General features: G+C 68.2%; 21 protein-coding genes. 3 read left to right on the top strand and 18 right to left on the bottom strand.

The window, feature by feature from the left end; all coding sequences use genetic code 11:
- Positions 1-69: 69 nt before the first annotated feature.
- The 4 genes from AC2A1K_RS04580 to AC2A1K_RS04565 all read right to left on the bottom strand — a co-directional run bounded on the left by AC2A1K_RS04580 (position 70) and on the right by AC2A1K_RS04565 (position 4,868).
- Positions 70-1,260 carry a CaiB/BaiF CoA transferase family protein gene (locus AC2A1K_RS04580; protein ID WP_483895144.1) on the bottom strand — a complete coding sequence of 397 codons (1,191 nt, stop codon included), beginning with the start codon at positions 1,258-1,260 and terminating at the stop codon, positions 70-72.
- Positions 1,257-2,237, bottom strand: coding sequence for an MBL fold metallo-hydrolase (locus tag AC2A1K_RS04575; protein WP_483895143.1), 981 nt, complete (start codon positions 2,235-2,237; stop codon positions 1,257-1,259). The genes AC2A1K_RS04580 and AC2A1K_RS04575 overlap by 4 nt, the downstream gene beginning before the upstream one ends.
- A 58-nt stretch (positions 2,238-2,295) precedes the next feature.
- Entirely contained in the window at positions 2,296-3,582 is a 1,287-nt protein-coding gene (locus tag AC2A1K_RS04570; protein WP_483895142.1) for a M24 family metallopeptidase, read from the bottom strand.
- An 80-nt stretch (positions 3,583-3,662) separates the two neighbouring features.
- Positions 3,663-4,868, bottom strand: a complete 1,206-nt coding sequence (locus tag AC2A1K_RS04565; protein WP_483895141.1) for an aromatic ring-hydroxylating oxygenase subunit alpha — start codon at positions 4,866-4,868, stop codon at positions 3,663-3,665.
- 254 nt (positions 4,869-5,122) lie between these two features.
- Here AC2A1K_RS04565 and AC2A1K_RS04560 point away from each other — a divergent pair, with 254 nt between their 5' ends.
- A complete protein-coding gene (locus AC2A1K_RS04560) occupies positions 5,123-5,323 on the top strand; it encodes a ferredoxin (RefSeq protein WP_483895140.1) in 201 nt (66 codons plus the stop codon).
- 167 nt (positions 5,324-5,490) lie between these two features.
- Positions 5,491-6,084 (top strand): helix-turn-helix domain-containing protein, encoded by a 594-nt coding sequence (locus tag AC2A1K_RS04555; protein ID WP_483895139.1) that lies wholly within the window; start codon positions 5,491-5,493, stop codon positions 6,082-6,084.
- Here AC2A1K_RS04555 and AC2A1K_RS04550 read toward each other — a convergent pair.
- From AC2A1K_RS04550 to AC2A1K_RS04485, 14 genes are all read right to left on the bottom strand, one after another.
- Positions 6,065-7,240 carry an AlbA family DNA-binding domain-containing protein gene (locus AC2A1K_RS04550; protein ID WP_483895138.1) on the bottom strand — a complete coding sequence of 392 codons (1,176 nt, stop codon included), beginning with the start codon at positions 7,238-7,240 and terminating at the stop codon, positions 6,065-6,067. The two genes, AC2A1K_RS04555 and AC2A1K_RS04550, sit on opposite strands and share 20 nt — an antisense overlap.
- Positions 7,241-7,253: 13 nt before the next feature.
- Positions 7,254-8,291 carry an alcohol dehydrogenase catalytic domain-containing protein gene (locus tag AC2A1K_RS04545; protein WP_483895137.1) on the bottom strand — a complete coding sequence of 346 codons (1,038 nt, stop codon included), beginning with the start codon at positions 8,289-8,291 and terminating at the stop codon, positions 7,254-7,256.
- Complete coding sequence (locus AC2A1K_RS04540; protein WP_483895136.1) at positions 8,288-9,433, bottom strand: FAS1-like dehydratase domain-containing protein; 1,146 nt, start codon at positions 9,431-9,433, stop codon at positions 8,288-8,290. The genes AC2A1K_RS04545 and AC2A1K_RS04540 overlap by 4 nt, the downstream gene beginning before the upstream one ends.
- Positions 9,430-11,493: an acetate--CoA ligase family protein gene (locus AC2A1K_RS04535; RefSeq protein WP_483895135.1), complete on the bottom strand. Its 2,064-nt coding sequence runs from the start codon at positions 11,491-11,493 to the stop codon at positions 9,430-9,432. Before AC2A1K_RS04535 ends, AC2A1K_RS04540 begins: the two co-directional genes overlap by 4 nt.
- A 116-nt stretch (positions 11,494-11,609) precedes the next feature.
- Positions 11,610-13,586 (bottom strand): acetoacetate--CoA ligase, encoded by a 1,977-nt coding sequence (locus AC2A1K_RS04530; RefSeq protein ID WP_483895134.1) that lies wholly within the window; start codon positions 13,584-13,586, stop codon positions 11,610-11,612.
- Positions 13,587-13,630: 44 nt separating this feature from the next.
- Positions 13,631-14,263: a PaaI family thioesterase gene (locus AC2A1K_RS04525; RefSeq protein ID WP_483895133.1), complete on the bottom strand. Its 633-nt coding sequence runs from the start codon at positions 14,261-14,263 to the stop codon at positions 13,631-13,633.
- A complete protein-coding gene (locus AC2A1K_RS04520; RefSeq protein WP_483895132.1) occupies positions 14,260-15,465 on the bottom strand; it encodes a cytochrome P450 in 1,206 nt (401 codons plus the stop codon). The genes AC2A1K_RS04525 and AC2A1K_RS04520 overlap by 4 nt, the downstream gene beginning before the upstream one ends.
- On the bottom strand, positions 15,462-16,613 hold the full coding sequence (locus AC2A1K_RS04515; protein WP_483895472.1) for a CaiB/BaiF CoA transferase family protein: 1,152 nt from the start codon (positions 16,611-16,613) through the stop codon (positions 15,462-15,464). The genes AC2A1K_RS04520 and AC2A1K_RS04515 overlap by 4 nt, the downstream gene beginning before the upstream one ends.
- Positions 16,614-16,636: 23 nt before the next feature.
- Positions 16,637-18,271: an AMP-binding protein gene (locus tag AC2A1K_RS04510; protein ID WP_483895131.1), complete on the bottom strand. Its 1,635-nt coding sequence runs from the start codon at positions 18,269-18,271 to the stop codon at positions 16,637-16,639.
- Positions 18,272-18,320: 49 nt separating this feature from the next.
- Positions 18,321-19,445, bottom strand: coding sequence for an NDMA-dependent alcohol dehydrogenase (locus tag AC2A1K_RS04505; RefSeq protein ID WP_483895130.1), 1,125 nt, complete (start codon positions 19,443-19,445; stop codon positions 18,321-18,323).
- 431 nt (positions 19,446-19,876) lie between these two features.
- Positions 19,877-20,684 (bottom strand): IS5 family transposase gene (locus tag AC2A1K_RS04500; RefSeq protein ID WP_483895129.1). Its coding sequence is split into 2 segments (ribosomal slippage): positions 19,877-20,345 and positions 20,344-20,684, totalling 810 coding nucleotides; the frame shifts between segments, so codons are not numbered across the junction.
- Positions 20,685-20,760: 76 nt separating this feature from the next.
- Positions 20,761-22,089, bottom strand: coding sequence for an MFS transporter (locus AC2A1K_RS04495; RefSeq protein ID WP_483895128.1), 1,329 nt, complete (start codon positions 22,087-22,089; stop codon positions 20,761-20,763).
- A 919-nt stretch (positions 22,090-23,008) separates the two neighbouring features.
- Positions 23,009-23,704 carry a carboxymuconolactone decarboxylase family protein gene (locus AC2A1K_RS04490; RefSeq protein WP_483895127.1) on the bottom strand — a complete coding sequence of 232 codons (696 nt, stop codon included), beginning with the start codon at positions 23,702-23,704 and terminating at the stop codon, positions 23,009-23,011.
- Positions 23,701-25,374: a class I adenylate-forming enzyme family protein gene (locus tag AC2A1K_RS04485; protein WP_483895126.1), complete on the bottom strand. Its 1,674-nt coding sequence runs from the start codon at positions 25,372-25,374 to the stop codon at positions 23,701-23,703. Before AC2A1K_RS04485 ends, AC2A1K_RS04490 begins: the two co-directional genes overlap by 4 nt.
- A 123-nt stretch (positions 25,375-25,497) precedes the next feature.
- Between AC2A1K_RS04485 and AC2A1K_RS04480 the strand changes: the two genes are divergently transcribed.
- Positions 25,498-26,190 carry a TetR/AcrR family transcriptional regulator gene (locus tag AC2A1K_RS04480; protein WP_483895125.1) on the top strand — a complete coding sequence of 231 codons (693 nt, stop codon included), beginning with the start codon at positions 25,498-25,500 and terminating at the stop codon, positions 26,188-26,190.
- The last annotated feature ends 19 nt before the right edge of the window (positions 26,191-26,209 follow it).

The following is a 26,209-nucleotide window of genomic DNA, read 5'->3' as shown; positions in this document are numbered from 1 at the left end:
ACTCCCGTCCCTCGATCCAAGGAGCGGGGGTGGCAGGGGACACCGCCGCGTCGGGTCCCACGGCCGTCGTCATCCTGACGGGGGCGGTCCATCACCGAAGACGGCGCCGGACGCATACAGCGACTCCTGCATCGCCGACTCGAGGTCGAGCTCGGCGAGCAGCTCCCGGGTGTGGCTGCCAGGCACGGCGAACGACTCCGCGACGGTCGGGCTGCCGTCGACGTGCACCGGTGTACCGACCTGCGGCACAGCACCCAGGGAGGGATGTGCGACGTCGTCGACGAGTCCGCGATGGCGCACGTGCTCGTCCGCGAGCAGCTCGGGAAGGCTCAGCGCCGGGGTGAGGGCGAGATCGTGGGCGGCGCTCGCCGCCATCCACTCCTCCCGTGTCCGCTCGCCGAACAGTGTCACGAGTGCATGCCGTACCGACTCGCGGCTCTCGCGGTCCGCCCTGAAATCGATCAGGTCGGGCCGCTCGACGTACTTGCAGAAGCGGCGCCACACCCACGGCTCCACCGCTCCGAGAACGACCACCTTTCCGTCCGACGTCGAGTACGGAGAGCTCGTCGGGGAGCCACCGAATTCGTCGATCTCCGTGGGATCCTCGATGCCCTGACGCCACAGGTACTGCGCCGGGTAGCCGAGGAGTGAGATCACGGCGTCCTGGATGGCGATGTCGAGGTAGGCGCCGCGCCCGGTCGCGTCCCGCCGTTGAAGCGCGGCGAGGACACCCACGACGGCGTAGAGGCTCGCCACCGAGTCGCTCACGGGAAGCGGGAGGATGGCGGGCACACCCGCCGCGGCCATCGAAGCCGTGATTCCCCCCATCGCCTGGTAGCTCATCTCGTGTCCCGGCATCGCCGCGTTCGGACCGGACTGACCGAAACCGGTGACCGAGGCGTACACGAGGTCCGGCTTGGCCCTCGAGAGGGTTGTGTAGTCGACGCCGAGGCGGGCCGCGACGCCGACGGCGAAGCCTTCGATGACCACATCGGTCCGCGGCAGGAGACGCAGGAGCAGCTCACGGGCGCCGTCGCGGCGGAGATCGAGCCCCAGACTGCGCTTGTTCCGGCTGTGCCACATCCATCGGGGATGCTCGGTCGACGTGAGCAGGGGGACGTCTTCACGGAACGCAGCGGCGGGCCGGTCCACCTGGATGACGTCGGCCCCGAGGTCGGCGAGCACGGTTGTGCCGAACCGCACCGGCGAGAACGTCGACAGGTCGAGCACCCGGACCCCTGCCAGGAGAGCTCGGCTCACCAGCTCACCTCCGCCGTCGGGACGAAGCGCACGATCCCGTCCACGATCTGCTCCTCCACCCGTCGTTGCTCCACCAGCACCTGCAGATGCGCGACGGTCTCGATGACGGCGAGCATCCGGTGGAAGGCGGGTAGCGTCGCGAACTCGATGTGACGCGAGGTCCATCGCAGCCGCCGGGCGACCGCGAACGCATGGTCGTCACCCCCGCACACCGCGGCGAGTGTCCGAGCAAGTCGATCATCGTGATGGTCGAGCAGCTCGTCGACGCGCACATGGCTGGAGGGCGCGACCGGTCCGTGCGCGGGAAGGAGCTTGGCATCCGGCATCCGGCGTACCCGGCGCAACGACCCGAGGAAGTCGGCCAGGGGCGACCGCCCGGGGACCGGCTCGAGACCGATCGACGGGGTGATGTGGGGCAGGACGTGATCACCTGCGAACAGGAGGCCAGCGTCCTCGTCATGGTAGACGAGATGACCTTGGGTGTGCCCCGGCGTGGACACCGCGCGAAGCCGTCGGTCGCCCGCGTCGATCACCTCGTCGTCGATCACCCAGCTGTCCGGCGGCCGCCACAGCGATGAGTCCATCCCGCCGTTGCGGGCCTCCGTCGCGATCTCCTCCGCCAACGCCTCCGCCCCTGAGCGTCGCAGGATCGCGAGCTGGGAAGTGAAGGCGTGCCAGCCGGGATCCCCGGCCGCGGTCAACGACGCCGCCTCTCGTATGCCGAGCCGGACGGACGTACCGAACTCCTCCCGGAGCTGCACCGCCAGGGTGTAATGGTCGCGGTGCGCGTGGGTGACGAGAAAGCTCCGAACGTCGGCCAGGCCCGCGCCGAGCTCCTGCAGGGAGGTGGTCAGCCGCGTCCGGCACCGCCGTAGCGCCTGGCCCGCGTCGATGAGCGTCAGCCCCTCGCGGCCGTCCAGGACGTAGACGTTGACCGCAGCGAGCTCATCCGGCAGCGGGAGAGGGAGCCTGTACACACCCGGAGCGACGGTCTCGGGCGCGGCATCCGACCAGTGCGGCGCCCGGGCCGTCGCGTCAGAAGACACCAGCACCGATGATCTCGTGTCGCGGGTAGAAGTCCAGAGCCTCCGGGCCGTCGTCGGTGATCACGACCATCGTCTCGAGGCGGACACCGGCCTTGCGGTGCTCGCCCTCGATGCCTTCGACAGCGATGACCATGCCGGGTTCGATCTCCTCGGGGTGGTCGAATGACCATTGCCGGTTGATGATCGGCGGGTTGTAGTGCACGAATCGCGACCCGGCGTTGACGAGTCCGATGCCATGACCGAACTCGATGGTGAGCAGTTCGGCCTCGTCGGCGTATCCCCACTTGCTCGCCGGCGCGAAATGCTTCGCGGCATCGGCAGTGGACCGTCCCGGCCGCAGCTCGCCGATGACCGAATCCAGTCGGTCGCGCAGCGTGTCGTACCAACCCGCCTCGGCGCTGGTCGGCTTGCGGCCGACGATGAACTGACGATAGAGGCAGGCAGTGTAGCCCAGATAGGAGCTTCCGCAGGTGAGGACATAAGCGAGGTCGCCCCACTCGACCCGTCGGTCGCTGCTGCTGATGCCCCGTTCGAACGCGAGCGGGCCCGACATGACCTTCGACGCTCCGAACTCCGAGCCTGCGTCCTCGACGGCTCGCTTGACCTCCTTGGCCACTGCAGACTGGAGCACCCCGGGACGCAGGACCTCGAGCGCACGTTGGAAGCCCGACGAGCTGATCGATGCGACCATCTTCAAACAGTTGATCTCGTCGCGGGTCTTGATGCGAGCGCTTTCCATGAGCAGCGGGAGCCCGTCGACCGTGGTGATCCCGTAGGCGTGCAGCGCCGCCAGCGCGCGGGGGCCGAACTCACTGACGGCCAGAACTTCCTGCCCGAGGCCGCGTTCGGCCAGCTCCGCGGCGATCCCCTCGGCGAACAGCTTCGACTCCGCCTCCGCGGCCGAGTTCGGGACCGGGCCTTCGAGCCAGGAGCGGGCGATGCGCCACTCCGTCACCCAGGGCGACTGGTCGGGCATCTGATGGTAGGACCCGGCGGGCGCCCACACGACCGGTGCGTGATCGACGAAGAACAGGGCGTATCCCGCCTGGAGCTGAAACTCCGACCAGTGGAAGCCGCACAGGTAGCGGACGTTCTCGGCACCGGTGACCAAGATCGCCGGGACATTCGCCGCGCGCATGATCCCGCGCATGCGCGCGGCCCGATCCTCGCGCATCCTATTCGTGTCAATGCCTTCGTGCAGGTCGTTCGTCGTGGGCCCGAAGTACAGTTTGTCGCTGTAGTTCAGTGGAGGAACGACGTGGTCGTGATCAGGCATGGTCGACACCGTGACTTCTCCCCTGTCGCTGAATATGGAGCGCACCGGACGCTGAATGACAGCGGCGCGCGGGTATGACCTCAGGCGTTCGACGTGGCCGTGGCGAGCTCGATTTCTACCATCTTATGGAAATGCTGCAACGCAGGCTCGTTGCGACCGAAATAGAAGTGCGACAGAGCCCCCTCCGCGATATTCTCGTGGGCCTCCTCCGCCATGGGGATGTCCTCGGCAGTGAGAATCCATTGCGTGTTGTTGAACCGCTTCTCGTGGATGTCCTCCGCGACCCAGTCGCTGTAGGCGAAGTAGTTGTGGTGCATGATGTTCTCCGCGACGCCGCGGCCCGGCAGAAGGAGCGAGTACTCGACGTGGTCCTGCATCACCGAGAGGATGACGTTCGGAAATATAGTGTAGATTAGCTGCACGTGGCGCATCACCGGCCAATCCTGCTCAGGCCGACCGGCGAGCTCGCTGACCCTGCGCCCCAGGAACCCACTCAGCACATGGGGCCCATAGGTGTCGAACGTCGCCTGATTGGAGTTGTTGTAGCGCGCCACCGTGGTCTTGTGCAGCGACGCGAAGTGGTACGGCTCGAGATAGCCGTCGACCGCCAGCTTCCAGTTGGACCCGGTGACCACCGGCGGATGGATCGCCGGGGCCTCGAGCCCGGAGTCGAATCCCCACTCGGCGAACTGCGGCGCCAGCCCGCAGAGGAATTCGTCGACATCGATCGGCTCGCCGCCGTCAGCCACCTTCGTGCCGCGCACGAAGACCATGCCGTACTTCTCAGCCACCGGCACCGCCGGCAGCCCACTGCACGTGGGGTCGAGTCGGCCGAAGTTGTCGCCGCCGCGAACCTTGGTGAGCGTCCCGTCGAGAGCGTAGGCCCAGCCATGGAACTTGCAGACGAAGGTGCGTGCCGAACCCGCGTCGTGGGCCACGTTGGCCCCGCGATGGAGGCAGACGTTGACGAACGCACGGAGGCTCCCGTCGGCCTGGCGGGCGATCACCACGGGGCAGCCCGGAAGGTTGAGCGTCTTGTAGGAGCCCGGGGTCGGCCATTCGACACTGAGCCCGGCGAACACCGGCCGTCGACGGAACAGCAGCTCCTTCTCCCGCGCGAACCGCTCCTCATCGAGGTACCGATCGGTCGGCTGCTCGTACACGTCCGAGGCCTGGTCGTTCGTGTGATCGCGCACCATCCGCAGCCCACGCCGAGCCACGTCGAGCGCCTTGGAGTGCCGCTGACGGGGCGAGTGCCGGTCCGGTGACACAATCGGCACAGTCACAGAGTGCTCCCTCGACGACGTATTTGCACTGTCAGTGCATGACACCATCCGAACCTCTGGGTGTCAAGTGTCACAGCGAGGGCCGGTGTCGCCCGCCTGGGCGGACCGAGTCGTGGGGCCGGAACGATTGTCCCCTGCTCGGAGCGCCCGCGCCGCATCGCTGGTGCCCGACGAGGCGGATCTCTTCTCTGTACTGAGGATGCACGTGTTGGTACTGCTAGTGTAGGTCTCTCTCTGAGGGGACGTGATCGCCGATGCGCCATCTCCGAGTGGACCTCGAGCTGTGCGAGGGCTACGGGAACTGCGTCTTCGAGGCCGAGGACTACTTCGACCTCGACGAGGACGACGAACGGGTCGTGTTGCTCCGAAAGGAGGTCCCGGACGAGGACCTGGAGCGCGTCCGGCTGGCGATCGGGAGCTGCCCGGTCGCCGCGCTGGGACTGGACGGCCCCTGAGATGCACTGCATCCCTGAGAGCGCGTCCCGCGATCGACGTGCAGGATGATCCAGACAGGGCGTGATCCGGACTGGGGACAGCGCTTCATGACGGCCGCACCGAACCCGCGCCGCCCCCTCGGCCGGCCGGTTTGGACGGCGTGACGCCAGCGGCTAGTCTTCGCGCTATGGCGCACGGCGAAAGCGGGCTGGACGCCGCCGAACTCGGTGCCATCATCCGCGAACGCCGGCAGGCCAAGGGAATGAGTCTGGCCAAACTCGCGGAGCTGGCCGGTGTGTCGACGAGCTTCGTCAGCCAGGTCGAGCGAGGCGTCGCCAATCCCACTCTGTCCAGTCTGAAATCGCTCGTGGCCGCGCTGGACTTCTCCGTGGGCGCGCTGCTGGAGAGTTCGACCGACCACAGCCTCACCAACGGGGACAGCGAGATCTCGGTGATGCGCGCCGGGGCGCGACGCCGAATCGTCTACCCGGGCACCCAGATCGCCAACGAGTTACTCTCCCCGAACCTCCAGAAGCGCATGGAGATCATCTGGGTCGAGGCGGCGCCGGGTGAGCACAGCGGGGGCCACCCTCACGTGCACGAAGGCGAGGAAGCAGGGGTCGTCATCTCCGGTGCGATGAAGTTCGATTTCCGCGGCCGCGAGTACGTGTTGAACGCGCGTGATTCCATCTATTTCCCCAGCACGATCCCGCATTCCTGGGAAAGCGTGGGCGAGGAGGACCTCGTCGCGATCTGGGTGATCACTCCGCCCACGTTCTAGCGTCGCCACGCAGCAGTGCGGTTCCGGCCGCGATCGCGGCGTGCAGCGCGGCCACGCTCCGCGTCACGGTCTCGGCGCCTTCCCGTTCCACCATCGCGACCCACAAACCGGTGTTCCCGTGACCCTCCGGGCCGGTCGGGGTGCACGGTGTGAGCAGGAACGGCCGCAGGAGATGATCCTGTGGGGGAATCCGTACGACAATGATTCCACGGTCCTCATCCTCGACGGAGTGTCCCGAGAGGAATCGAACATCGACGCGCTCGGGCAGCGGATACACCTGATCCTGCACCACGGCGGTCAGCGCGGAGACGTGGTGGCCGGCCGGGAACGGTGTGAGGTACGGCAGACCCGACGCCCGTGTGGCCACCCCGATCACGATGGCCCCGCCCCGCGTCGAGTTCGCCAGAGCGCATATGTCCGCGGCGAACAGATCCGACTCCCGCGGTGTCGGTGGGCCACTCCAGAACTCCAGCACCGCTGAGGGCTTCCAGCCGAGCACGGCGTGGGGGTCGCCGTCCGCGAGCAACCGCTGAACGTCCTGCTCGCCGCCCCATCCGGTCATGGACAACTCGGCCGTGCGTACCGCCCGCTCCCCCATCACCACGACGTCGGCGATCGATGAGCCCCCCACATCCAGGGCAAAGGTCGCGTTCCATACATCAGCGAGCGAACGCGCTCGATCGTTGATCACATCGAGCACGCGGAGGCCGAACGAGTCCGCCCAGGCGCCGAGCACGCGTCGTGCGGTGTCGGCCCACGCGCTCGTCACAGTCGTCACGTCCACGCCCTGGAACTCGATCTCGACGACCACGCGACCGTCGGCCCAGACCTGAATCTCCACCGGTTCGCGGTTGGACAGCTCCGGGTGGAACGCGGCCGTGCCGTCGCGCGAGACCACGAGGGAGGCCAAGGGGAACGGTGCGTCGGCTCCGGAACCACCGGAAGTCGTCAAGCGCTCTTCGCGCCGCCATGAGTCCAGCACCGCCTCCACCAGCAGCGAGACAGGCACGTCCCCGACAGCCTCCAACGAGGCGAAGCACACGTCGGGGTACAGCACTGCGACGTCGGGACGTCCGCCGAGCCGGAACTGCTCGATCCTCGCCTTGATGTCGTCGGCGGGCTTCGTGGTCGTGGCGCGAGTGCTGATCCCGCTCACCGCGACCACCTCCTCACGAACATACGACCACACGTCGCACGCCGTCCGCACCGTCTCGCAGTAGAGCCAGAGCCGCGTCGACCTGATCGAGGGAGAACATGTGGGAGATCGAGGCCTCCAGCCTCAGTCTTCCCCCGGCCGCGAGCTGCACCAACCGTTCGAGCTCGTCCATTCGGAAGCCTCCCGAACCGATCACGGACACCTCACGTCGCGCGAGCGCACCCGAGGGTGGCAGCACGACGTCGTCGTCGGTCAGCCCGACGACGATCAGACGTCCGCCCTTCGCCACCGAACGGAACGCCACGTTCACGGCCGCTGAGGAGCCTACGAACACCGCCGCAAGATCCACACCACGACTGCCGTTGAGCTCGCGGATCATGTCGGGCACGCGCGGCTCCCCGGCGTCGAGTGCGTGGTCGGCACCCAGTTCCTCGGCGTGGGCACGCTGCTCGCGGCGCGTGTCGACCGCGACGACGAGACCTGCCGCGGCCCCGCGGGCGAGCTGTACGGCGTGCTGCCCGAGTCCGCCGGCCCCGAAGATCGCCACGCTCTCGCCAGGCTGCAGCCCACCCCGGGCGAAGAGCGCGTGATACGGCGTCGCGACAGCGTCCGTGAGGATGGCCCCGACCTGATCGGACACCTGGTCGGGAAGTGCGACCAGGTTGGCGGCCGGAGCGACCATGAGCTCGGCCAGCGCCCCGTCGTGGTGCAGGCCGATGATCGTCGCCTTGGCGCAGATCTCGCTCATCCCCCGGCTGCACTGCGAGCATCGACCGCAGGTTCGGATCGACGAGACCGCGACGCGGTCGCCCACCCGCCAGCCGACGGCCGCGTCGCCCACCGCGACCACGGTGCCTGCCGGCTCGTGACCGAGTGTCGTCCCCCCGCGCCGGGTCAGTCCGGCCTCGGGCCGGAAGGCCGCCGCCACGTCGGTGCCGCACAGCCCGGCCGCCGTGACGCGCAGCAGTACCTCGTCGGGCTTCGGCTCGGGCTCCGGCACGTCGACGATCTCGACGCCAACCTCGCCCGCGACGACCTGTACCGCCTTCATCGGGCGCTCGCGTCACGTCCGTAGTCGTCACGGAGAACGGTGGCGGTGGCCGTGGCCGTCTGTTCGCCGAGCTGGTTGCTCGCGTCGAGCGAGAGCAGGACACGAGGCCCATCGACCGCCGTCACCGCCCCGTGGATCCGGACGACGTCGCCGAACACCTCGGGCAGCCGCAGCCGCACGTCGAGCTTCTCCAGGAAGGCACCGTCACCCATCCAGTTCGTCACGCAGTGCGCGAACCAGCCGACGCGCTGCGGTCCGTTGTTGTAGGCGCCGGGCATTCCGAGCTCACGCGCGGCAGCGGCGTCCTGATGCCCGATGCTGGGGAGCACGCGTTCCTGGAAGTAGGACGGGTCATAGTTCGACGGAAGCTTGCTGGGATCGGTCCACGCCCAGTCGCGGTACTTCCAGGCGAGCTCGACGGACTTGTATCCAGGGCTGCCGGGGCAACCCGCGTAGTACGCGGTCATGTCGATACGGCCGATGGGACCCTTGACGACCGTGGGCACCGCGTCGCCGACCGAGACGTCGACGAGCGGCGCCGCACCTCGGCGGTACTCGGCGACCGCCTCGGCCCGAATCGCGTCCAGCGCGTCGTCCGACCACGGCGTCTCGTCCCTGCCCTCGAAGGCCAGTCCAGTGGCCGCCGCGCGACGCGGCACCCGGAACGTGCGCGCGACCGACTCGGCGACCAGCTCGCCGTTTCCGGTCCGGTACTCGCACAGCGCCGACTGGATCAGCAAGTCGGCCGCGTTGCGTCCCGACTTGCGCACGACGGGGCCGAACCTCGCCGACGCGACCAGCCGCTCACCCCTCCGGAGCCGACGGTGGAAGGTCCAGCCCGTTCCCGCGTAGATCGGCTGGACACCAGGCAGACCCGCCCCGATCGCACCGTCGAACGCAGTGAACGGAAAGGTCGGCGGCGCGATCAAGGTGCCGTAGGGCGTGGCTTCGGCGTACTCGGGATCGGAGAAGAGCGGGTTGTCGTCACCCAACCCCCAGGCGTAGTGCCGCACCGCGTCCCACGAGGCCTCGTGGTTCCACTGCTCGACACGAATCGCTGTTCCCTCGAGGGCGCGGACACGCTCGATCTCCGCATCGGAGATGTCGGCGACCAGGTCGAATGCGGGGGCATCGGCAGTCAACGTACGTCCTTTCCGTCGGCGTGTCCGTCGGCGCATCGGGCACGTCCGACGGCGTCTACCAGGGTGAGCCCCTTCTCGTGAACCAGGACGGGATTCATCTCGACGAAGGCCAGATCCCCGCGCTGCACGAGAGCCAAGGAGTCGTCGACGAGACGGGCGAGCGCGCCGACGTCGTAGGCAGCACCGCCCCGGTACGACGAGAGCAGCATGCCGACCACGGAGCGCGTCAGGACCTCGAGGCGGCGGGTGGTGTCCCAGCTGTGCCACAGCACAGCCTGGCCACTCAGCAACTCGGCCAGCGTGCCGCCGGGACGGACGAACGCGACCGCACCGTACTCGGGATCGTCGACGACCGAGAGCAGCACCTCGAATCCCGGGGCGGCGAACCGCTGCACGATCACCGTGTCCTCGTGAGCGGCCGCGACCGCCTGCACACCGGTGAACGCGGCGGCGAGGTCACCGCGACGACGCACCAGCTTCACCGCACCGAGCTCGCTACGGTGCTCGATCGAGCGGCCCGCGGCCTTGACGACCACCGGGACCCCGCCCAGCTCGTCGGTGGCCGACTCGGCCGCGGCGAGATCGCCGACCCCCAGCCACCGAGCCCAGGGCGTCGTGGCGGGCAGCAGACCCGCGACGGACTCCAGGCCTCGGAGCCCGCCGTCGGGACCGCTGCCGTCTCGGCTGACGATCGTGGCCGGGCGGCGGTCCGCGTGTCGGAGTCGCACGCCGCACCAGCCGACCGCCGTGATGGCGCGGTCGACGGAGGGGATGTAGGCGATGCCCGACTCGGCGAGCGCCTCGGTGAGCTCGGTTGGCACTGGGTCCTCCTCCGAGAGCGAGGTGAGGACCACCGGGAGGGGCAGTGCCGCGGAGGTCAGGCGTCGCACGAGCTCAGGTCGATCATGAGCGAGCGAGGACTCCACCGCAACGACGGTGTCGACGCTGGGCAGCGAGCTGATCGTGCGCACGGTGTCGGCGAACACGGTCGTCTCGTCGACGAAGGGCACGTCGAGCGGATTGGCGGCCTCCAGGCGGGGGTCGAGCTCGACGGCGGCGGGGTCGAGCTCGGCGAGCGCGACGTGGTCGTCCGCCGCCGCCCTGTCCGCCCCGATCACACCCGCAGCACCGGACACCGAGACGAGGGCGACCGAAGGCCGGCTCTTGCGCAGCAGCGAGGGCGTCGTACTCGCGACAACGATCGCGTCGCCCAGCTCGCTGAGGGTGCGCACGACGCGCGCGCCCATCTCGGAGAGGATGGCATCGGAGGCCGCCGACGAACCGACCACTCGGCCGGTATGCCCGGCCGCAGCCTTGCGCCCGCTCGCGCTCTGGGCCGCCTTGAGGACGAACAGCGGCTTGCCGGTGTCGCGCAGAGCGACGTCGAGGCGTGGCAACCATGCCGGATCGGTCACACCCTCGAGGAAGAGCCCGACCACATCCACCTCGTCGTGCCGGAGCAGGCCTTCGGCGAGCTCGATGGCACCTACATCCACCTCATCACCCGTACTGAACCACTGGTGCAGTCCGACGTGACGACGGATGAGGGTCTGGAGCAGGCTGTTGCCCAGTGCGCCGCTCTGGGTGACCAGACCAACCCGACCCGGGCGCGGAGTCTGCTGCCGCAGCACGCTCGAAAAGGTCAGGTAGGCGGCGTTCTGGACGTTGAGGGTGCCGACGCAGTTCGGCCCGATCAGTCGCAGTCGCGTCGAAGCGACGAACTCGTCCAACTCATGACGCGCTGCACTGTGCCGATCCTCGAAGCCGCTGCCGATGACCACCGCCAGCTTGATCCCGATGTCCTCCGCCTCCCGGAGCGCGTCGACCACGCCGTGCGCGGGTACTGCGACGACGGCGACGTCGGCCTGACCGGCAGGCAGGTCGCGAACGGTTCGCACGGTCTTGATCCCGGGAACATCCGTGCGAGCGTTGACTGCGTACAGCGCGCCGCGGTACCCGAACTTGGCCAAGTAGTCGGCCGGCCGGCCGGCCAGCTTGCGCTGGTCAGCCGAGGCACCAATGACCACTACACCGGTCGGCGCGGCGAGAAGCTCGACCACGTCCCCACCCGAGAGCCGCACGCCAACCACCGATCGCCGTTGCGGAGCTACAGCACGTCCTGCTCTGACAGTACAAAGCTTGTTCCCTCAGTGCAATAGGAGGGCCCGTCGGCGGCTCAGGCACCCGCGCTCGCGGCGGCCCGGCGAGCATCGGCGAGCGCGACGAACTCCCGCAGCGCCGCGGGATTGGCCAACGTTCCGCGGCTGGTCACAGTGTCCGGATCGGCACCTTCCAGAATGCGGCGCACCGGCACCTCGAGGCGCTTGCCGGTGAGCGTCTTGGGCAGGTCCGACACGGCGTGTACGACATCCGGCACGTGGCGCGGCGACAGGCGGGTGCCCAGGCTCTGCCGCACGACCGCAAGGAGACGATCGTCCAGTGCAACACCTTCGTCCAGCACGAGGAAGAGCCAGAGCTCGCCGTCCTTGCTGGTCGCGCCCTGCACGTGCACAACCAGTGACTCGCGAATCTCGGGCAGAGCTTCGAGGATGGCGTAGTACTCCGAGGGACCCAGCCGCACGCCCGCTCGGTTGAGCGTGGCGTCCGAACGCCCGATCACCGAGCACGAGCCGTTGTCGTAGAAGATGACCCAGTCCTGCTGGTCCCAGACGTCGGCGAAGGCCTTGTAGTACGTTTCGCGCAGCCGCGCGCCGTCCGGGTCGCCCCACAACGCCTTGGGCATGGAAGGCAACGGAGTGGTGACCACCAGCTCGCCAGGCTCGCCGACCACGGCCCGGCCGCTCTCGTCCCAGGACTCGACGCGGACGCCCAGGTACACACACGCCTGCCGGCCGGAGTAGACCGGGACCAGGGGCGAGCCGCCGATGAATGTGCCCGCGACGTCGGTGCCGCCGCTGGAGCAACCGACCAGCATGTCCTCCCGGACCTCCCGGTACCACCATTCCCAACCGTCGGGAGGGAACGGCGACCCGCCCACCATGCCGACCCGCAGTGACGAGAGGTCGAACTGTGTGCCGGGTCGGAGACCCGCGTCCCGGCAGGCGAGCACGAAGGCGGTGGAGGCACCGAGATGCGTGATGCGTAGATCTTGGACGAGCTGCCACTGCCGGTCGAGTCCGAAGGCGGTGGGGCTGCCGTCCATCACGACGATCGAGGCACCCGTCGTGAGCGCGGAGACGGCGATGTTCCACACCACCCAGCCCGTGGTCGTGAACCAGAAGAACCGATCGCCAGGTCCAAGGTCGGCCTGCAGCGTGAGCCACTTGTGGTGCTCGAGCAGCGGCCCGCCGTGCGAGTGCGGCACTGCCTTGGGTAGCCCCGTCGTGCCGGAGGTGAACAGCACGTAGAGCGGGTGGTCGAACGGGACCGACTCGAAGTCAACCGGGCCGTCGACGCTGAAGACGTCGTGCCAGCGCAGCATGCCCGGCGGTGTCGCCGCGGCCGCATCCAGGTGTGGCAGGAAGACGGCCTTCTCGACGCTGGGCAGAGCGGCCAGCACCTCTCCGACCTGTTCTCGGCGGTCGAAGTCCGTGCCACCGAACCGGTAACCGTCGATCGCGAGCAGGACCTTCGGCTCGACCTGGCTGAGCCGGTCCACGACGCTGCTGACGCCGAACTCGGGCGGACAGACCGACCAGATGGCGCCGAGACTCGCCGTCGCCAGGAACGCGGCCACCGTCTCGGGAATGTGCGGCAAGTAGCCCGCGACCCGATCGCCCCGACCCACGCCCAGCTCGATCAGCCCTCGGCGGATGCGCCCCACCGAAGCGCGCAGCTGCCCCGCCGTGACCGCGCTGTCCCCGCGTGCCTCGGAGACGGCCTGGATCACCACGTCCTCCGGCATGCACCGCAGGACGTGCTCGGCGTAGTTCAGCGTCGCTCCGGGGAACCACACCGCGTCGGGAACCCGACGGGTCGTCACCACCTCGGTGGGTGGGCTGTCGAAACGGACACCGCAGAACTCGACCAGCTCTGCGTAGAAGGCCTCGAGGTTGTCCACCGACCACCGCCAGAGAGCGTCGTAGTCGGCGAGCTCGACCCCGTACCTCTTCTCGATGAGCGACAGCAGCCGTCCCATCCTGGTCGTCTCCCGCGCGTCGGGCGGGGGCGTCCACAGTACGTCTCCATCCACGACCGGTTCCTCGCTCTCTTCTCCTGGTATCAGTGGCGGTCGGGTCAGCGGTGATGCGGCTCGAGCCGGATGAACAGGCCGCTCGCCTCGGCCAGCACCTCGTCCTTGTCGAGGAGCGCGCCGTCGATGTAGGACTTGCGGCCCTCCACTCGCACGCACCTGGCGCGCACCCGAAGCACGCGTCCGATCGGCGCGACGCGCCGGAAGTCCAGTCGTAAGGACGCCGTTCGGGCACGCCCATGGCCGGCGCAATTGGCGACCTGGCCGAGTACGTCGTCGAACAGCAAGCCGATCGCGCCGCCGTGAGCGGCGCCGTTGCTGCCGAGGTAGAAGCGCCCGAAGGTCACCCGCCCGTCCACGCCGACCTCGTCATGACGATCCACCGTGATGGCCGGAGCGAAGACCTGCCCGCGCGTGGGATGACCGAACTGGCGGCCCACCGCCTGCGCCGTTTCGTCGACCTGCCAGTTCTCGAGCTCGTCGCTCACGCGGGCCAAGGTGTCCGCCAGGGATTCCGCGAGTTCTGCGGGCGGCCGTGCACCGGTGAACGCGTTCTGGAACCGCGCGAGTTGCACTGCAACACGCGTGAGGCTCGGGTCGGTGAACTCCGGTGTGTCCTCGCGCCCGAGCCAGAGGTTGAGGTCGACCTCCCTCCGCGCCTGCCCGCTCGCGCTCACCCGCCATCACCGGTCGCGGTGATCCGCAGCGGTAGCGCCTCGGGGCCACGCGTGTTGCCCGATGACCACTGGGTCGAGCCCGAGCACAGCTCGAACTCGGGAATCCGGGCGAGCCACTCCTCCAGCGCGACGCACAGCTCCATGCGGGCGAGACCCGCTCCGAGGCATCGATGGATGCCAGCACCGAACGCCAGATGGCGGACACGGCCGGAGCCCACCCGGACCTCGTCAGGATGATCGTGGTGGGCAGGGTCGCGGTTCGCGGCAGCCCAGGGGATCACCACACGTTCCCCCGGCCCCAGCCGACGGCCACCCAGCTCGACGGGGTGGGTGACCACGCGACCGATCGTGACGGGCGCGTAGACCCGGAGTAGCTCCTCCACGGCGTTGGGGATGAGATCGGGTGACCTGACGAGGCGCGCCCGGTCGTCGGGGTTGACGGCGAGATGCCAGAGGCTCGTCCCGAGCGCGCTCCATGTGGTGTCGATCCCCGCAATGATCATGAGAAAGACCATCCCGAGCACCGTCTCGTCGGCCAGGCACGGATCGGCGGTCTGGTGCGTGCGCAGGTAGGGCACGATGCCCTGGGCGTGCGGCTCGTGCGGACGGGCGAGCAGATCGCTGAGGTAGTCGCGGATGGAACGCACCGCGTCGGCCCTGACCGCGTCGTCCTGCGCCCCGTCGGCGAGCATGCGCAGGGTCCACGCCCGGAACTGGTCCTGGTCCTCCTCGGGGAGGCCCAGCATGTCGCTCGTGACCACGACCGGGATCGTCCGGGCAAAGGCGTCGACGGCGTCGACGAACTCCCCGCCGGCAATGATCGCGTCGACGAGACGACGGGCGGTCGCGCGCGTGAGCGGCCGCAGCTCCTCGACCGCCTGCTTGGAGAAGAACGGCATGAGCCGCTTGCGGTGCGTCGCGTGGGCCGGCGGATCGGCGTTGACCGGCGGCAGCTCGAGCTCGCGCCCCGGCTCGGGCACGGGCCCGGTGACCTCGCCGACGCGGGAGGAGAACGTGGCGGGATCGAGCGCCACCGAGATGATGTCGTCGTAGGTCGACAACATCCAGCCCCCGCCGTGGCGCTCTGTCCGCGCCACGGGGCACTCCACCCTCATCTCACGCCAGACCGCGCCGGGATCACGACGGTACGATTCGGCGCGCAGGTCGAAATCATCGTGTGCGGGGCATCCGGCGGCCGTCACGTCCAGCTCCTCTCGGCGATCACCTCGGCGTCCAGCCAGGCATCGATCCGCACGGTGGGGCATCCCCATGCGGTCAAGGCCTCGCGGGTGTCCTCCCCCGGCCGGGCCGGCCCCCGACGTACGCTTGCGGGGGTGCGGCTGAACCTCGGCGCGGGCGCAGGTTGCACGACGTCGTCGAACCGGACGAACGTCTCGCGCGCGGCTAGGTGGGCGTCTTTCTCGATCTCGTCGGGGGTGAGCACCGCCGCCATGCACGCGTCCCGCCCCTCACATCTGGCCACCCATTCGTCGAGGTCCCGGGAGCGCACCGCCGCGGCGAACCTTTCCTTGACCTCGGGCCACCGGTCGCGGTCGTTCTGTAGGGGCAGGGATTCGGGGGCGATGTCGAGAACGGCGAGCAGCTCGGCGTAGAACCTCGGTTCGACCGCCGCCACGCTGAGCCATCGCCCGTCCGCCGTCTCATAGACGTCGTAGTACGGCGCACCGCTATCGATCATGTTCGTGCCACGCTCGGGGGACCACTCCCCCGATTGCCACCAGCCGAAGAACGGGGTGGCGAGCACGGCAGCACCGTCGATCATCGCTGCGTCGATGACCTGGCCACGACCCGACCCGGCCCGTTCGACCAGGGCCGCAAGGATCCCGAGGGCGAGGATGAGCCCACCCCCGCCATTGTCACCGACGAGATTGAGCGGCGGCGTCGGCGGTTGGTCGCGCCGTCCGATCATCGACAGGACGCCGTTGGCGGCGAGGTAGTTCAGGTCGTGCCCGACTCGCATCGCGTCAGGGCCGTCCTGGCCGTACCCGGTCATCCTCCCGTAGACGACACGGGGGTTGCGTGCCGCGCAGGGTCCGGGCCCGATTCCCAACCTCTCGGCCACGCCGGGGCGGAACCCTTCGATGAGGACGTCGGCCCGTTCCACGAGGTCGAGAACGACCTCAGGACCGCGCACATGCTTGAGGTCGAGCGCCACCGACGGTCTGCCACGATTGGTGAGCTCATGTGCGTAATCGTCACTCGGGCCGACGGGGCCCGCGTCCGCGATGCGGTCAAGGCGCAGGACGTCGGCACCCAGGTCTGCCAGCAACATGGCGCAGAAAGGACCCGGTCCGATCGACCCGACCTCCACCACACGGATTCCCGCCAGCGGCCCTGCTCCTGTTTCCGTGCTCACGAGAGGCTGCCTGCCGTCCGGGTCGCCTGTTGCTTACCGCTGAGCCGGAACCCCGCCGCCTCCCGATCCCAGCACCCGGCCACCCCTGTCGCACGTAGCTTGTCCCTCTGCATCTTCCCGCTCGGGGTAAATGGCAACTCGCTCACGAACTCGATGTACCGAGGAACCGCGAAATAGGGCAGACGCCGAATGCAGTGCTCGACCAGCTCGAGCTCGCCGAGCTCGGCGCCTGGACGAAGCACCATACTGGCCTTGACCTCCTGCTCGCCCAGTTCGCTCTGCACGCCGACGACGCCCACCTGCAAGACGGCCGGGTGCTTGACGATGGCGGTCTCCACCTCATACGAAGAGATGTTCTCACCGCGCCTGCGCAGATAGTCGTCCTTGCGGTCTTCGAAGTAGAAGTAGTCGTCGTCGTCGATCCTGCCGAGATCGCCGGTGTGGAACCAGAGGTTGCGGAACTTGGACGCGGTCGCCTCGGGTTCCCGCCAGTAGCCCTCGAAAATCGAATGCGGCTGCACGGGGCGCACGACGACCTCGCCCACCTCGCCGCGCGGGAGTTCGAAGTCGTCGTCGTCGAAGATGCGGACGTCGAAATACTTACGCACCACCTTGCCCGACGAGCCGGGACGGAGCGGCACCTCTGGTCCGGTCACCGACAGCGGCGCCGCCTCCGTCATGCCGTAGACGCTCTCGAACCGGCACTTCCAGCGCTGCTCCATCGCGGGCTGCAGCGACGGCGGCGGCGCGGGTACACCAACGACGGTGTCAATGCCCTCCTGCTCCGAGGGTTCCCGCGTCCATAGGAGCATCGCCACCGAGCCGAGCATCAACGTCGCGTTGCAGCCCTCCTCGCGGATCCGCCCCCAGAAGCGCGAGACGCTCAGGCGTTCGTCCTGCACGCACCGCACGCCACGACGCATGGCTCCGAGAACGCCGATTCCCTTCGCGGCGAGATGGAACAGTGGCCCGCATGAGTAGAAGACGTCCCGTGGACTGCGGTACCAGATCGAGGCCTCAATCTCGGCGAAATTGCACATGTAGTTCTGGGTCATGGTCGCGCCCTTCGACGGACCAGTCGTCCCCGAGGTGAAGGTGATCGTCGACGGATCAGACCACAAGGGATCCTCCAGCGTGAGAGCCGACTCCGCGTGCGAGCGCAGCGCTCCCGCTTCCGTCAGGGCGACTCCCCGCGGAGGTTCCGTTGTCGGCGTTCCGCGCACGATCACGTGACGGAGTTCGGGCAGCTCATGGATCACCTCGACGAGGTTGGCCAACAACGCGGCGTCAACCAGGATCGCCGTTGCGCCGCTCACCCGAAGCTGATGAGAGAGGAATGCCCCGTGATAGGCCGTGTTGATCATTACCTCGATCGCTCGCAACCGAGCGGTGGCGAACTGCACGAGAATCTGATCAGCGCAGTTCTCCGTCAGCATCGCAACGACGTCACCGTGGCCTACACCGAGCTCAGCGAGACCACGCGTGACGGCGTTCGATTTCGCGACCAGGTCGGCGTAGGTGAGGTCCTCCCCGACGATCGTCAGTGCGACAGCGTCGGCCGTGCGCTCCGCTTGCCGTAGCAGCATCCCGGTCAGCGTTCGGCTCTCGAAAAGAGCCGCTCGGTCCACCATCTGTCCTCCCTCCCGAAGGTCAACCACGTCGCACTGCACAGCGATGGACTCATGGGAAAGTGATCACTCCACGCAGATTTCGCCCGGCGTGCATGTCCGCGTAGCCGTCGTTGACCTGATCGAGCGTGTACCGACGAGTGATCAACTCGTCGAGACGGAGCTGACCAGAGCGATAGAGGTCGAACAGCCGCGTGACGCTGTACCGCGGGGACGCGTTGCCGTAGAGCGAGCCCACGAGCCTCTTCTGGTAGAAGGTCATCTCGGCCAGCGAGATTCCGAGCGGCGTCCGGTCGAGCAACTTGCCCAGTCCGACGACGGCCACTACCCCGCCTTTGCGGATCGACGCCACCGCGCCCGTCACGACATCCGGACTCACCACTCCGACCGTCACGATCGCGGCATCCGCACCTTGGCCGTTGGTGACCTGCTTGGCGAGTTCGGCGGCCTTTTCGAGAGACGCCATCGCGTCCGTGGCACCGAACTCGAGAGCGCTCTCCCGCTTGAACGGCACCGGGTCGACCGCAATGATCCGGGAGGCGCCGGCGTGCATTGCCCCTTGCACAGCGTTCACCCCCACACCACCGATACCGACAACGATGGCGGTGTGGCCCGGTCGAACCTCCGCCGAGTTCACCGCTGCACCCCAGCCCGTGGTAACCCCGCAACTCACGAGCGCGGCAACGTCGAGCGGGATGTCCGAGGGGACGCGCATGGCCGACGCCGTCGAGACGGTCGTGTACTCGGAGAAGGACGAGACCGCGACGAACTGACCGACGGGCTCGTCACCGATGCGCATGCGATACCGGTTCGGGTCCTCGGGAGCGCCACCATCGAGCAGCGCGGCGTTGAGGTCGCAGAGATTCTGTGCACCCATGGCACACCATCGGCAGCGCCCACAGCCGGCGACACAGAGTATCGCCACCGGGTCGCCGACGGCGAAGTCGACGACCCCCGGACCAACCGCGGTGACCACTCCGGCGCCCTCGTGTCCGCCGACGACTGGATAGGTTCCGAGGGGTAGATCACCGGTGGTGACGTGGTCGTCGGAGTGACAGAGACCCGCCGCCGCCATCTTGATCTGGATCTCGCCCGGCCCCGGGTCGGATACCTCGACCTCTTCGATCTTCCACTCGCCCGGAGCTGAGTGAAGTACGGCGGCACGGCTTCGGATCATGTCGTCACTGCCTCCTTGACGTTCGCCACCTGGTACATTTCTTCCGGCCGCACGCCCGCGACCGGATTCTTGACTCCGCCCGCGAGCTGCTCGGCGAGTCGATCGCCATGACGACCTCGAACTCTCAGGCGGGGTCGAAAGTGTCCTCGCAGCTCTCGACCTCGAGAAAGCGCCAGACACAGATGGCGCGCTGGTGAGCTGAGAGCGTGGCTTCTCATGAAAAGGCGAGCCGAGTGATTCCCCTGTATCGTCAGTCAACTTCTACACTGTGAGTGCACAGTGGCAGTCCCCGGCACGGAGTGTCAAGGCTCACTTTCGACCGCCGCCGCTCCGCTGGCGCCGCGGACCGGAGGTGTCGCACGGCCCTCGGCACCAAGCGAGGGCACGGGCGTGCGGTCCCACGACCGGCCGGCGGAACCTGAGAACACGTTTCAGAATGATCTGATCAGTTGGCGGTGGCAGATCACGGCGTAGGCGAGTTGGAGCAGGCCGAGGTGGATGTCGCCGCGGCGTTCGTAGCGGGTGCGCAGGCGTTTGAAGCCGTGTAGCCAGGCGAAGGCGCGCTCGACGACCCAGCGGACCTGCCCGAGCCCGGAGCCGTGCGCGACGCCGCGGCGGGCGATGCGGGGGCGGATGCCGCGCTGGCGCAGCAGCCGTCGGTACTTGTCGAAGTCGTAGCCGCGGTCGGCGTAGAGCTCGCGGGACTTGCGCCGGGGCCGCCCGCGCGTTCCCCGGATCGGGGGGACGGCGTCGAGCAGCGCCATGAGGTGGGTGACGTCGTGACGGTGCCCGCCGGTCAAGGTGACCGCGAGCGGCAGGCCGTGGCCGTCGACGATCAGGTGGTGCTTGGAGACGGAGTGGCCGCGGTTGACCGGCGAGGGCCCGACGTGGTCCCCCTTCGAGGGCGTGCACATGGGAGGCGTCGACCGCGGCGTGCTCGAGGTCGAGGGCCCCGGCGGCACGGAGTTCGGCGAGCAGCAGTTCGTGCAGTGCGGGCCACACGCCGGCCTCGGTCCAGTCACGCCTCCGCCGCCAGCAGGTCACCCCTGAGCAGCCGATCACCGCGGCGGGCGGCTTGTTCCCGGTGATGCCGGTCTTGAGCACGAACACGATCCCAGCCAGCGCGACCCGGTCCTCGACGGGGCGTCTGCCGGGGAAGCGGTAGCGCCGCGGCGGTCGGGCTGGCAGCAGCGGCGCGACCCGCTCCCACAGCGAGTCCGGGACAAGATCTTCAAACACGCCGGAGGCTTGGCCGAGCCCTCGTCACCTGCTCGACAGACACGCCGGCCTCATGAGGTCTTTCTGAAACGAGTTCTTAGTCCGGAAGGCGTTCACCGACCGTCTCGCGGACGAAGAAGGAAACAACCAAGGACGGCAGGATGGTCACGATCAAGTACAACGCCGGCGCATACGAGTACCCGGATGCTTCCGATATCCACGTCGAGACGTATGGAGCTGTCCCACCGAAGATCGCTACGGCGACCCCGAGCACGGCGGCGCTCGCCGTGTAGCGAATGTTGGTGGGAAATCTCTCGAGCGCCGGGGCCAGGTTGTTGGCAAGCGCGGCCGCAGTCGGGATCGCGAGCAACACGAGGCCGAGAATTGCCATCCCGAAGCCACCGCTGTCAAGCAAGAGAAAGCTCGGCAACGCGAGAACCAAGAAGCCAAGACTCGTGATTCTCAGCAGGATCCGTCGTCCCCAACGATCCGAGACTCGCCCGAAAACTGGGATCAAAACGATTTGTATCACTGCAGCTGCGGTGATTGCGACGAGCGAGGTCGCGGCGCCAAAACCGGCCTGCCTGACCAAGAACGTCGGCATGAAGGTCAAGAGAAGATAGAAGCTGACGAGGGTCGGCATATAATACGCGGCCGCCACACCCATCTGCTTATAGTTGTCGGTGTGACGTAGCGCCGCCAGCAGCGGAATGTGAGCGCTGTCGTTCCTGGCCCGCACGCTCTGAAAACTGGGCGTCTCGTCGACCCTCAGGCGTATGTAGAGACCGACCAGCCCGACCGGGCCAGCCAAGAGGAATGGGACTCGCCAACCCCACGAAGCCACCTGCTCCTCACCCAAGATGGCCTGCAGACCAGCTGCCACAAGAATGCCGGCCAGGAGCGCCGCCGTCGTGGCGACATTGATCCAGCTGACGAGATAACCACGACGAGCCGGGGGCGCGTGCTCGCCCACGAAGATCGCAGCGCCGGCGACCTCCCCTCCCGCAGACAGGCCCTGTGCGAGGCGAGCTACGACGAGGAGTGTCGGCGCGAGGACGCCGATGGTCGCGTAACTCGGTATCAGACCGATTCCAACGGTCGCGACGGACATCACGAGGATGATCGTCGAGAGGGTACGTCTGCGACCGATTCGATCCCCAAGTGGCCCCCAGATGATCCCACCGAGCGGTCGGGCAACGAATGCTATGGCGAACACCGCGAAGGTGCTGAGGAGCCCGACGACCGGATCCTCGGAGGGAAAGAAGACATTCGCCAAGACCGAAGCGAGAGCTCCGTAGACAGCAAAGTCGTAGTATTCGACGAAGGTTCCGGCTGTCGCCGACCACACCACGCGCCGAACAGTTCCCTTCGATGATCCGTCCGCATCGTCACGGGCGATACCACCTCTCACCGCATGATCGCTCACGACCCCTCCTTTTGTTGGTTCTGACCGGGAAGTGACCCTTTTCGCCTGCGAATCGGGGAGCTTTCGTCGTGTGGACGAGGCCGCTGGAGTCCTGGGCAGCTCGAGCACGCCGTCCGTGGGCTGCAGAGGCGAACGATGGGCGCCGAGATCGCGGATCCCACCCCGTCCGAGTCCACTCTCCTCAGCGCGCGGCTGCAGCCGCGCGGCGCTCATCGTCGATCATCCACGTCCGGTCGAGATCGTGAGCCGGCGAAACACTCGAACCCGATCGCAGGCGCGGTGTCGACCAGTCGGTACGCGAGCCCTCGTCAGGCCAGGCCTGCGACGCCGGAATCGCTCCCGATGTCGCGGTCGGCCAACTCGCGACGGCCGGCCGCGATCACGGGCGCCCTGGAGCGAACTCGCCGCCTCAGGCTCCCGGGCACGTCCGCCTCCTCGACCGCGCGCAGCACACAGCGAGACGGCACGGAGGGCGGGCGGCGTCGACCTTCGCCGACGCGCACTCGTTCGTGGCTCGGACGCCGTGGAACGAGGCTTCGACGAAGGCCGTCGAGCGAGCGCCGTCCCCGGACGCCCTCCGAGCGCCGAGGAGCGGCTCCGCCTCCCGCGCTGAGTATCGCGTCATGGACATCCGTCACGACGTGGCTCCTCGCACTCCGGCGCGGACGGTCACGAAGGGTTCGAGCCGTGCGAAATCCGCGCGGCTCAATGACACCCCGACGGGCCCGGCACCCCAGGTCTTGTACTGTCAGTGCACAGTCGCAGTCCCGACGTGAAGTGTCAAGGGTCACTTTGTGCCGGTCGGGGGCGCTACGTCACCTGGTGGAGCAATTCACCTCGAACGTGCCGTATAGCTGTAGTGCAAGCTGTGCCAAGGTCCGGGTCGGCGTGGTCTGTCCGTCGGCCGCTGGGAGCGGGCTCAGCCCCGGCGCGACGAGATGCCGGGATGGGTCGGTGCGTGCGCCGCGATGTCGAGCGCATGCATGACCGCCCGCCGCCCGGCGCCGAGCCGGACGGCGTTGGCCAGGTGGAGGCGCATCCCGGGCAGGTACCGGTGCGTCGGCGTCGCGTCGGTCGCCATCGACACGAGTTCCTTGACTCGTCCCCGGACCGCGCCGGACCGCCACGGCAGCACGCAGTAGGCGAAGAACGCTTCGTAGGCTTCGGGCGAGAGGCGGAGCAGCGAGTCGAGGAAGTCGGGGACCTCTCCCTCGAAGTCGTCCCAGAAGCCATCGCCGCCGCGGAGGCGTGCGCGCAGTGCCTCCTGTTCCTCGCTGAGCGGCCCGTCGACGGCCTCGCCTCGTTCGCGCAGGGCCTGCACGACGCGGTGGGAGCCCTCCATGAGGGTGTGGACCCCGAGCCCGGAGACCAGGACGAGCGTCTCGTGGACCTGGGCCGCACTCGCCCCGGCGTCGAGCGCCCCTCGGATGCCGGTGTCGATGCCGGAGGGGTCGAGCGCGGTCACCGAGGCGTGGACGGCCACACGGATCAGCGCGGCGGCGACGTCGTCGAGGTCGTCCCCTTCCGGTACTCCCACGAGGAGCCGACGCGCTTCCTCGTGGGCGTCGGCCACGGCGACGGAGGCGAGGTCGGCGTCGTCCTGCGTATGGGTCATCGTGCTGGCATCTCCGGAGGGAGCGCGGCCAGCCGAGCGCGCAGCTCGCGCTTGTTGATCTTCGTTGCCGACATCGGCCAGTCGTTGCGTGCCACGAAGTGCACCGCGCGGGGGATCTTGTAGCGGGCGATCTGACCGGTGCAGAACTCGATCAGTTCGGCCTCGGTCACCGTGTGCCCGTCCCGGAGCTCGACGAAGGCGACCGGCACCTCGTCGAGGCGGGGGTCCGGACGTCCGACGACCTCGACAGTCACGACCGCGGGGTGGCGGGCCAGGAACGACTCGATCTCCACGGCCGCGACGTTCTCACCACCGACCTTGAGCATGTCCTTGAGCCGCCCGTGGAAGGCGACCTGCCTCTCCGGGGTGAGGCTGTAGAGATCGCCGGTGTGCAGCCAGCCGTCGGCGTCGATCGCCTGTCGGGTCAGCTCGGGTGCCTTGTGGTAGCCCTCCATGACGTTGTAGCCGCGCACGAGTATCTCCCCGGTGCGGCCCGGACCGAGGTCCTCGCCGGTGTCGACGTCGATGATGCGGAGCTCGATGCCGGGGCAGGGCCGTCCCTGGGCTGTGGCGCGGAGGTCCGTGGAGTCGGCCCGGTCGCTGATCGCGTAGATGCCGGCGGTCTCGGTCATCCCGCAGGCCGCGACGAGCTCACACGCGGGCAGTTCCTGCTGCACCCGCTCGAGGAGCACGCTCGGCCCGATGAGGAACATCGAGCGCAGCGAGGACAGGGCGTCCGGGTTCCACTCGGGGTGGTCGAGCAACGGCTGCATCATCGCCGGGAACCAGGGAAAGGCCACCGTGGCCCGTTCGGCCGCCAGCAGCGTCAGAGCCCGCCCCGGGTCGTAGTGGTGGTCGGTGATGACCGTGCTTCCGGCGCCGACGGCGCCGAGGAACGGGGCGAGGGCGCCGATGTGGAACAGCGGACCCGGCGTCCAGGTGACGTCGTGGCCTCCGCGACCGAGCCGGTATCGGGCTCGTTCCACGGCGCCCCGGGTCATGGCCTCGTGGGAGAGCATGCAGCCCTTCGGATGTGCGGTGGTACCCGAGGTGTAGAGCATCGCCCCGACGTCACGGACCCGGACCCGGCTGCGCAGCTGCTCGACGAGGTCGGGCTCGACGGTGTCGGCGAGATCGTCGAAGCGTTCGCGATCCAGACAGCCGGCCCGCCCGGTGCCGGCGAGCAGGACGACGGATCGCAGGCGGGGCGCCTCCCTCGGGTGGAGGCGCGCAGGGTCGGGCGCCTCGGCGAGGGAGGGCACGCCTCGCCGCAGGATGTCGGTGAAGTCGACGTACTCGTCGCGGTGGGCCGTGGTGATCACAGCTGTGAGATCACCGTTCTCGATGATGTAGCCCAACTCCGCCGCCTTGTGGCGGGCGTGCAGAGGCACGACGACCGCACCGAGGTAGGCGACACCGAAGAACGCCTCGACGTACTCGACGGAGTTCGCGACGAGCAGCCCCACGCGATCGCCGGGACGTACACCCAGGGCGAAGAGCCCTCGGGCGACGTGACGTGCGCGTCGGTCGAGCTCGTCGTAGCGGTACCGGGCCGTGGGGAACACCAGGGCGTCGCGGTGCGGGTGCTCTCGCGCCGACCGCACGAGCAGGTCGGCGATGGTGGTGACCTCGGTGGTGAAGCGGCCCTCGGGTCGGGGATCGATGCTCATCGGGTGCTCCTGCCTCTCATCTCGCAGCCGGAACGGGGCCAGTGCGCATTCGACCCTTTTGTCGGGCCCGCACCGCTCGGCCGACATCTATTCCCGGCAAATCGGGTGGTAGTGTCTTCTGACATGGCATCGCCCGACCGTCAACCGCCGGCGAACTCGGGCAGCGGCCTGTCCAGGCGCCGACGTAACGCGCAGGTCGAAGGCAGCGCTCATTACCAGGCAAAACGCAGTGAGCTCCTCCAGATTGCGGGTGACGTCTTCAAGGAGAAAGGCTTCGAGGCCGCGACGCTGAACGACATCGCTGCCCGTTTCGGCACGGACCGAGCGGCGATCTACTACTATTTCGCGGGCAAGGACGAGCTGTTTCAGGAGGTGTTCCAGGCCACCGCAAGCAAGGTCCTCGACGAGAATCTTGCCGCGGCCACCCGCATCGCCGCACTCGACCTCTCCGCGCACGAGAAGTTGCGGAAGTTGATCGAACTGCAGATCACGTCGTACGAGGAGAACTATCCCTACGTCTATGTCTACATCCAGGAAGACATGGGCAAGGTCGCCTTCCAGGCCACGCCATGGGCCAAAGAGATGGTCCGGAAGACCAGGCGTTTCGAGTCGGTGGTCACCGGGGTCATCACCGAGGGAATTCGACATGGGGAGTTCCGTAGCGATCTGGTCGTACCGCTCGTCGTGAAGACGTTGTTCGGAATGATCAACTGGACGCATCGCTGGTTCAAACCCGGAGACCGGAGGTACTCGTCGGCCCAGACCATCGACACCTTCGCGGCGATCTTCTTCGACGGCTTCCGTCACCCGACCTGAGCCGCCGACAGCCCTTCCC

The sequence above is a fragment of the Actinomycetospora sp. 2LY8.5 genome (assembly GCF_057180585.1).
This window is presented reverse-complemented; position numbering and strand designations above follow the sequence as displayed.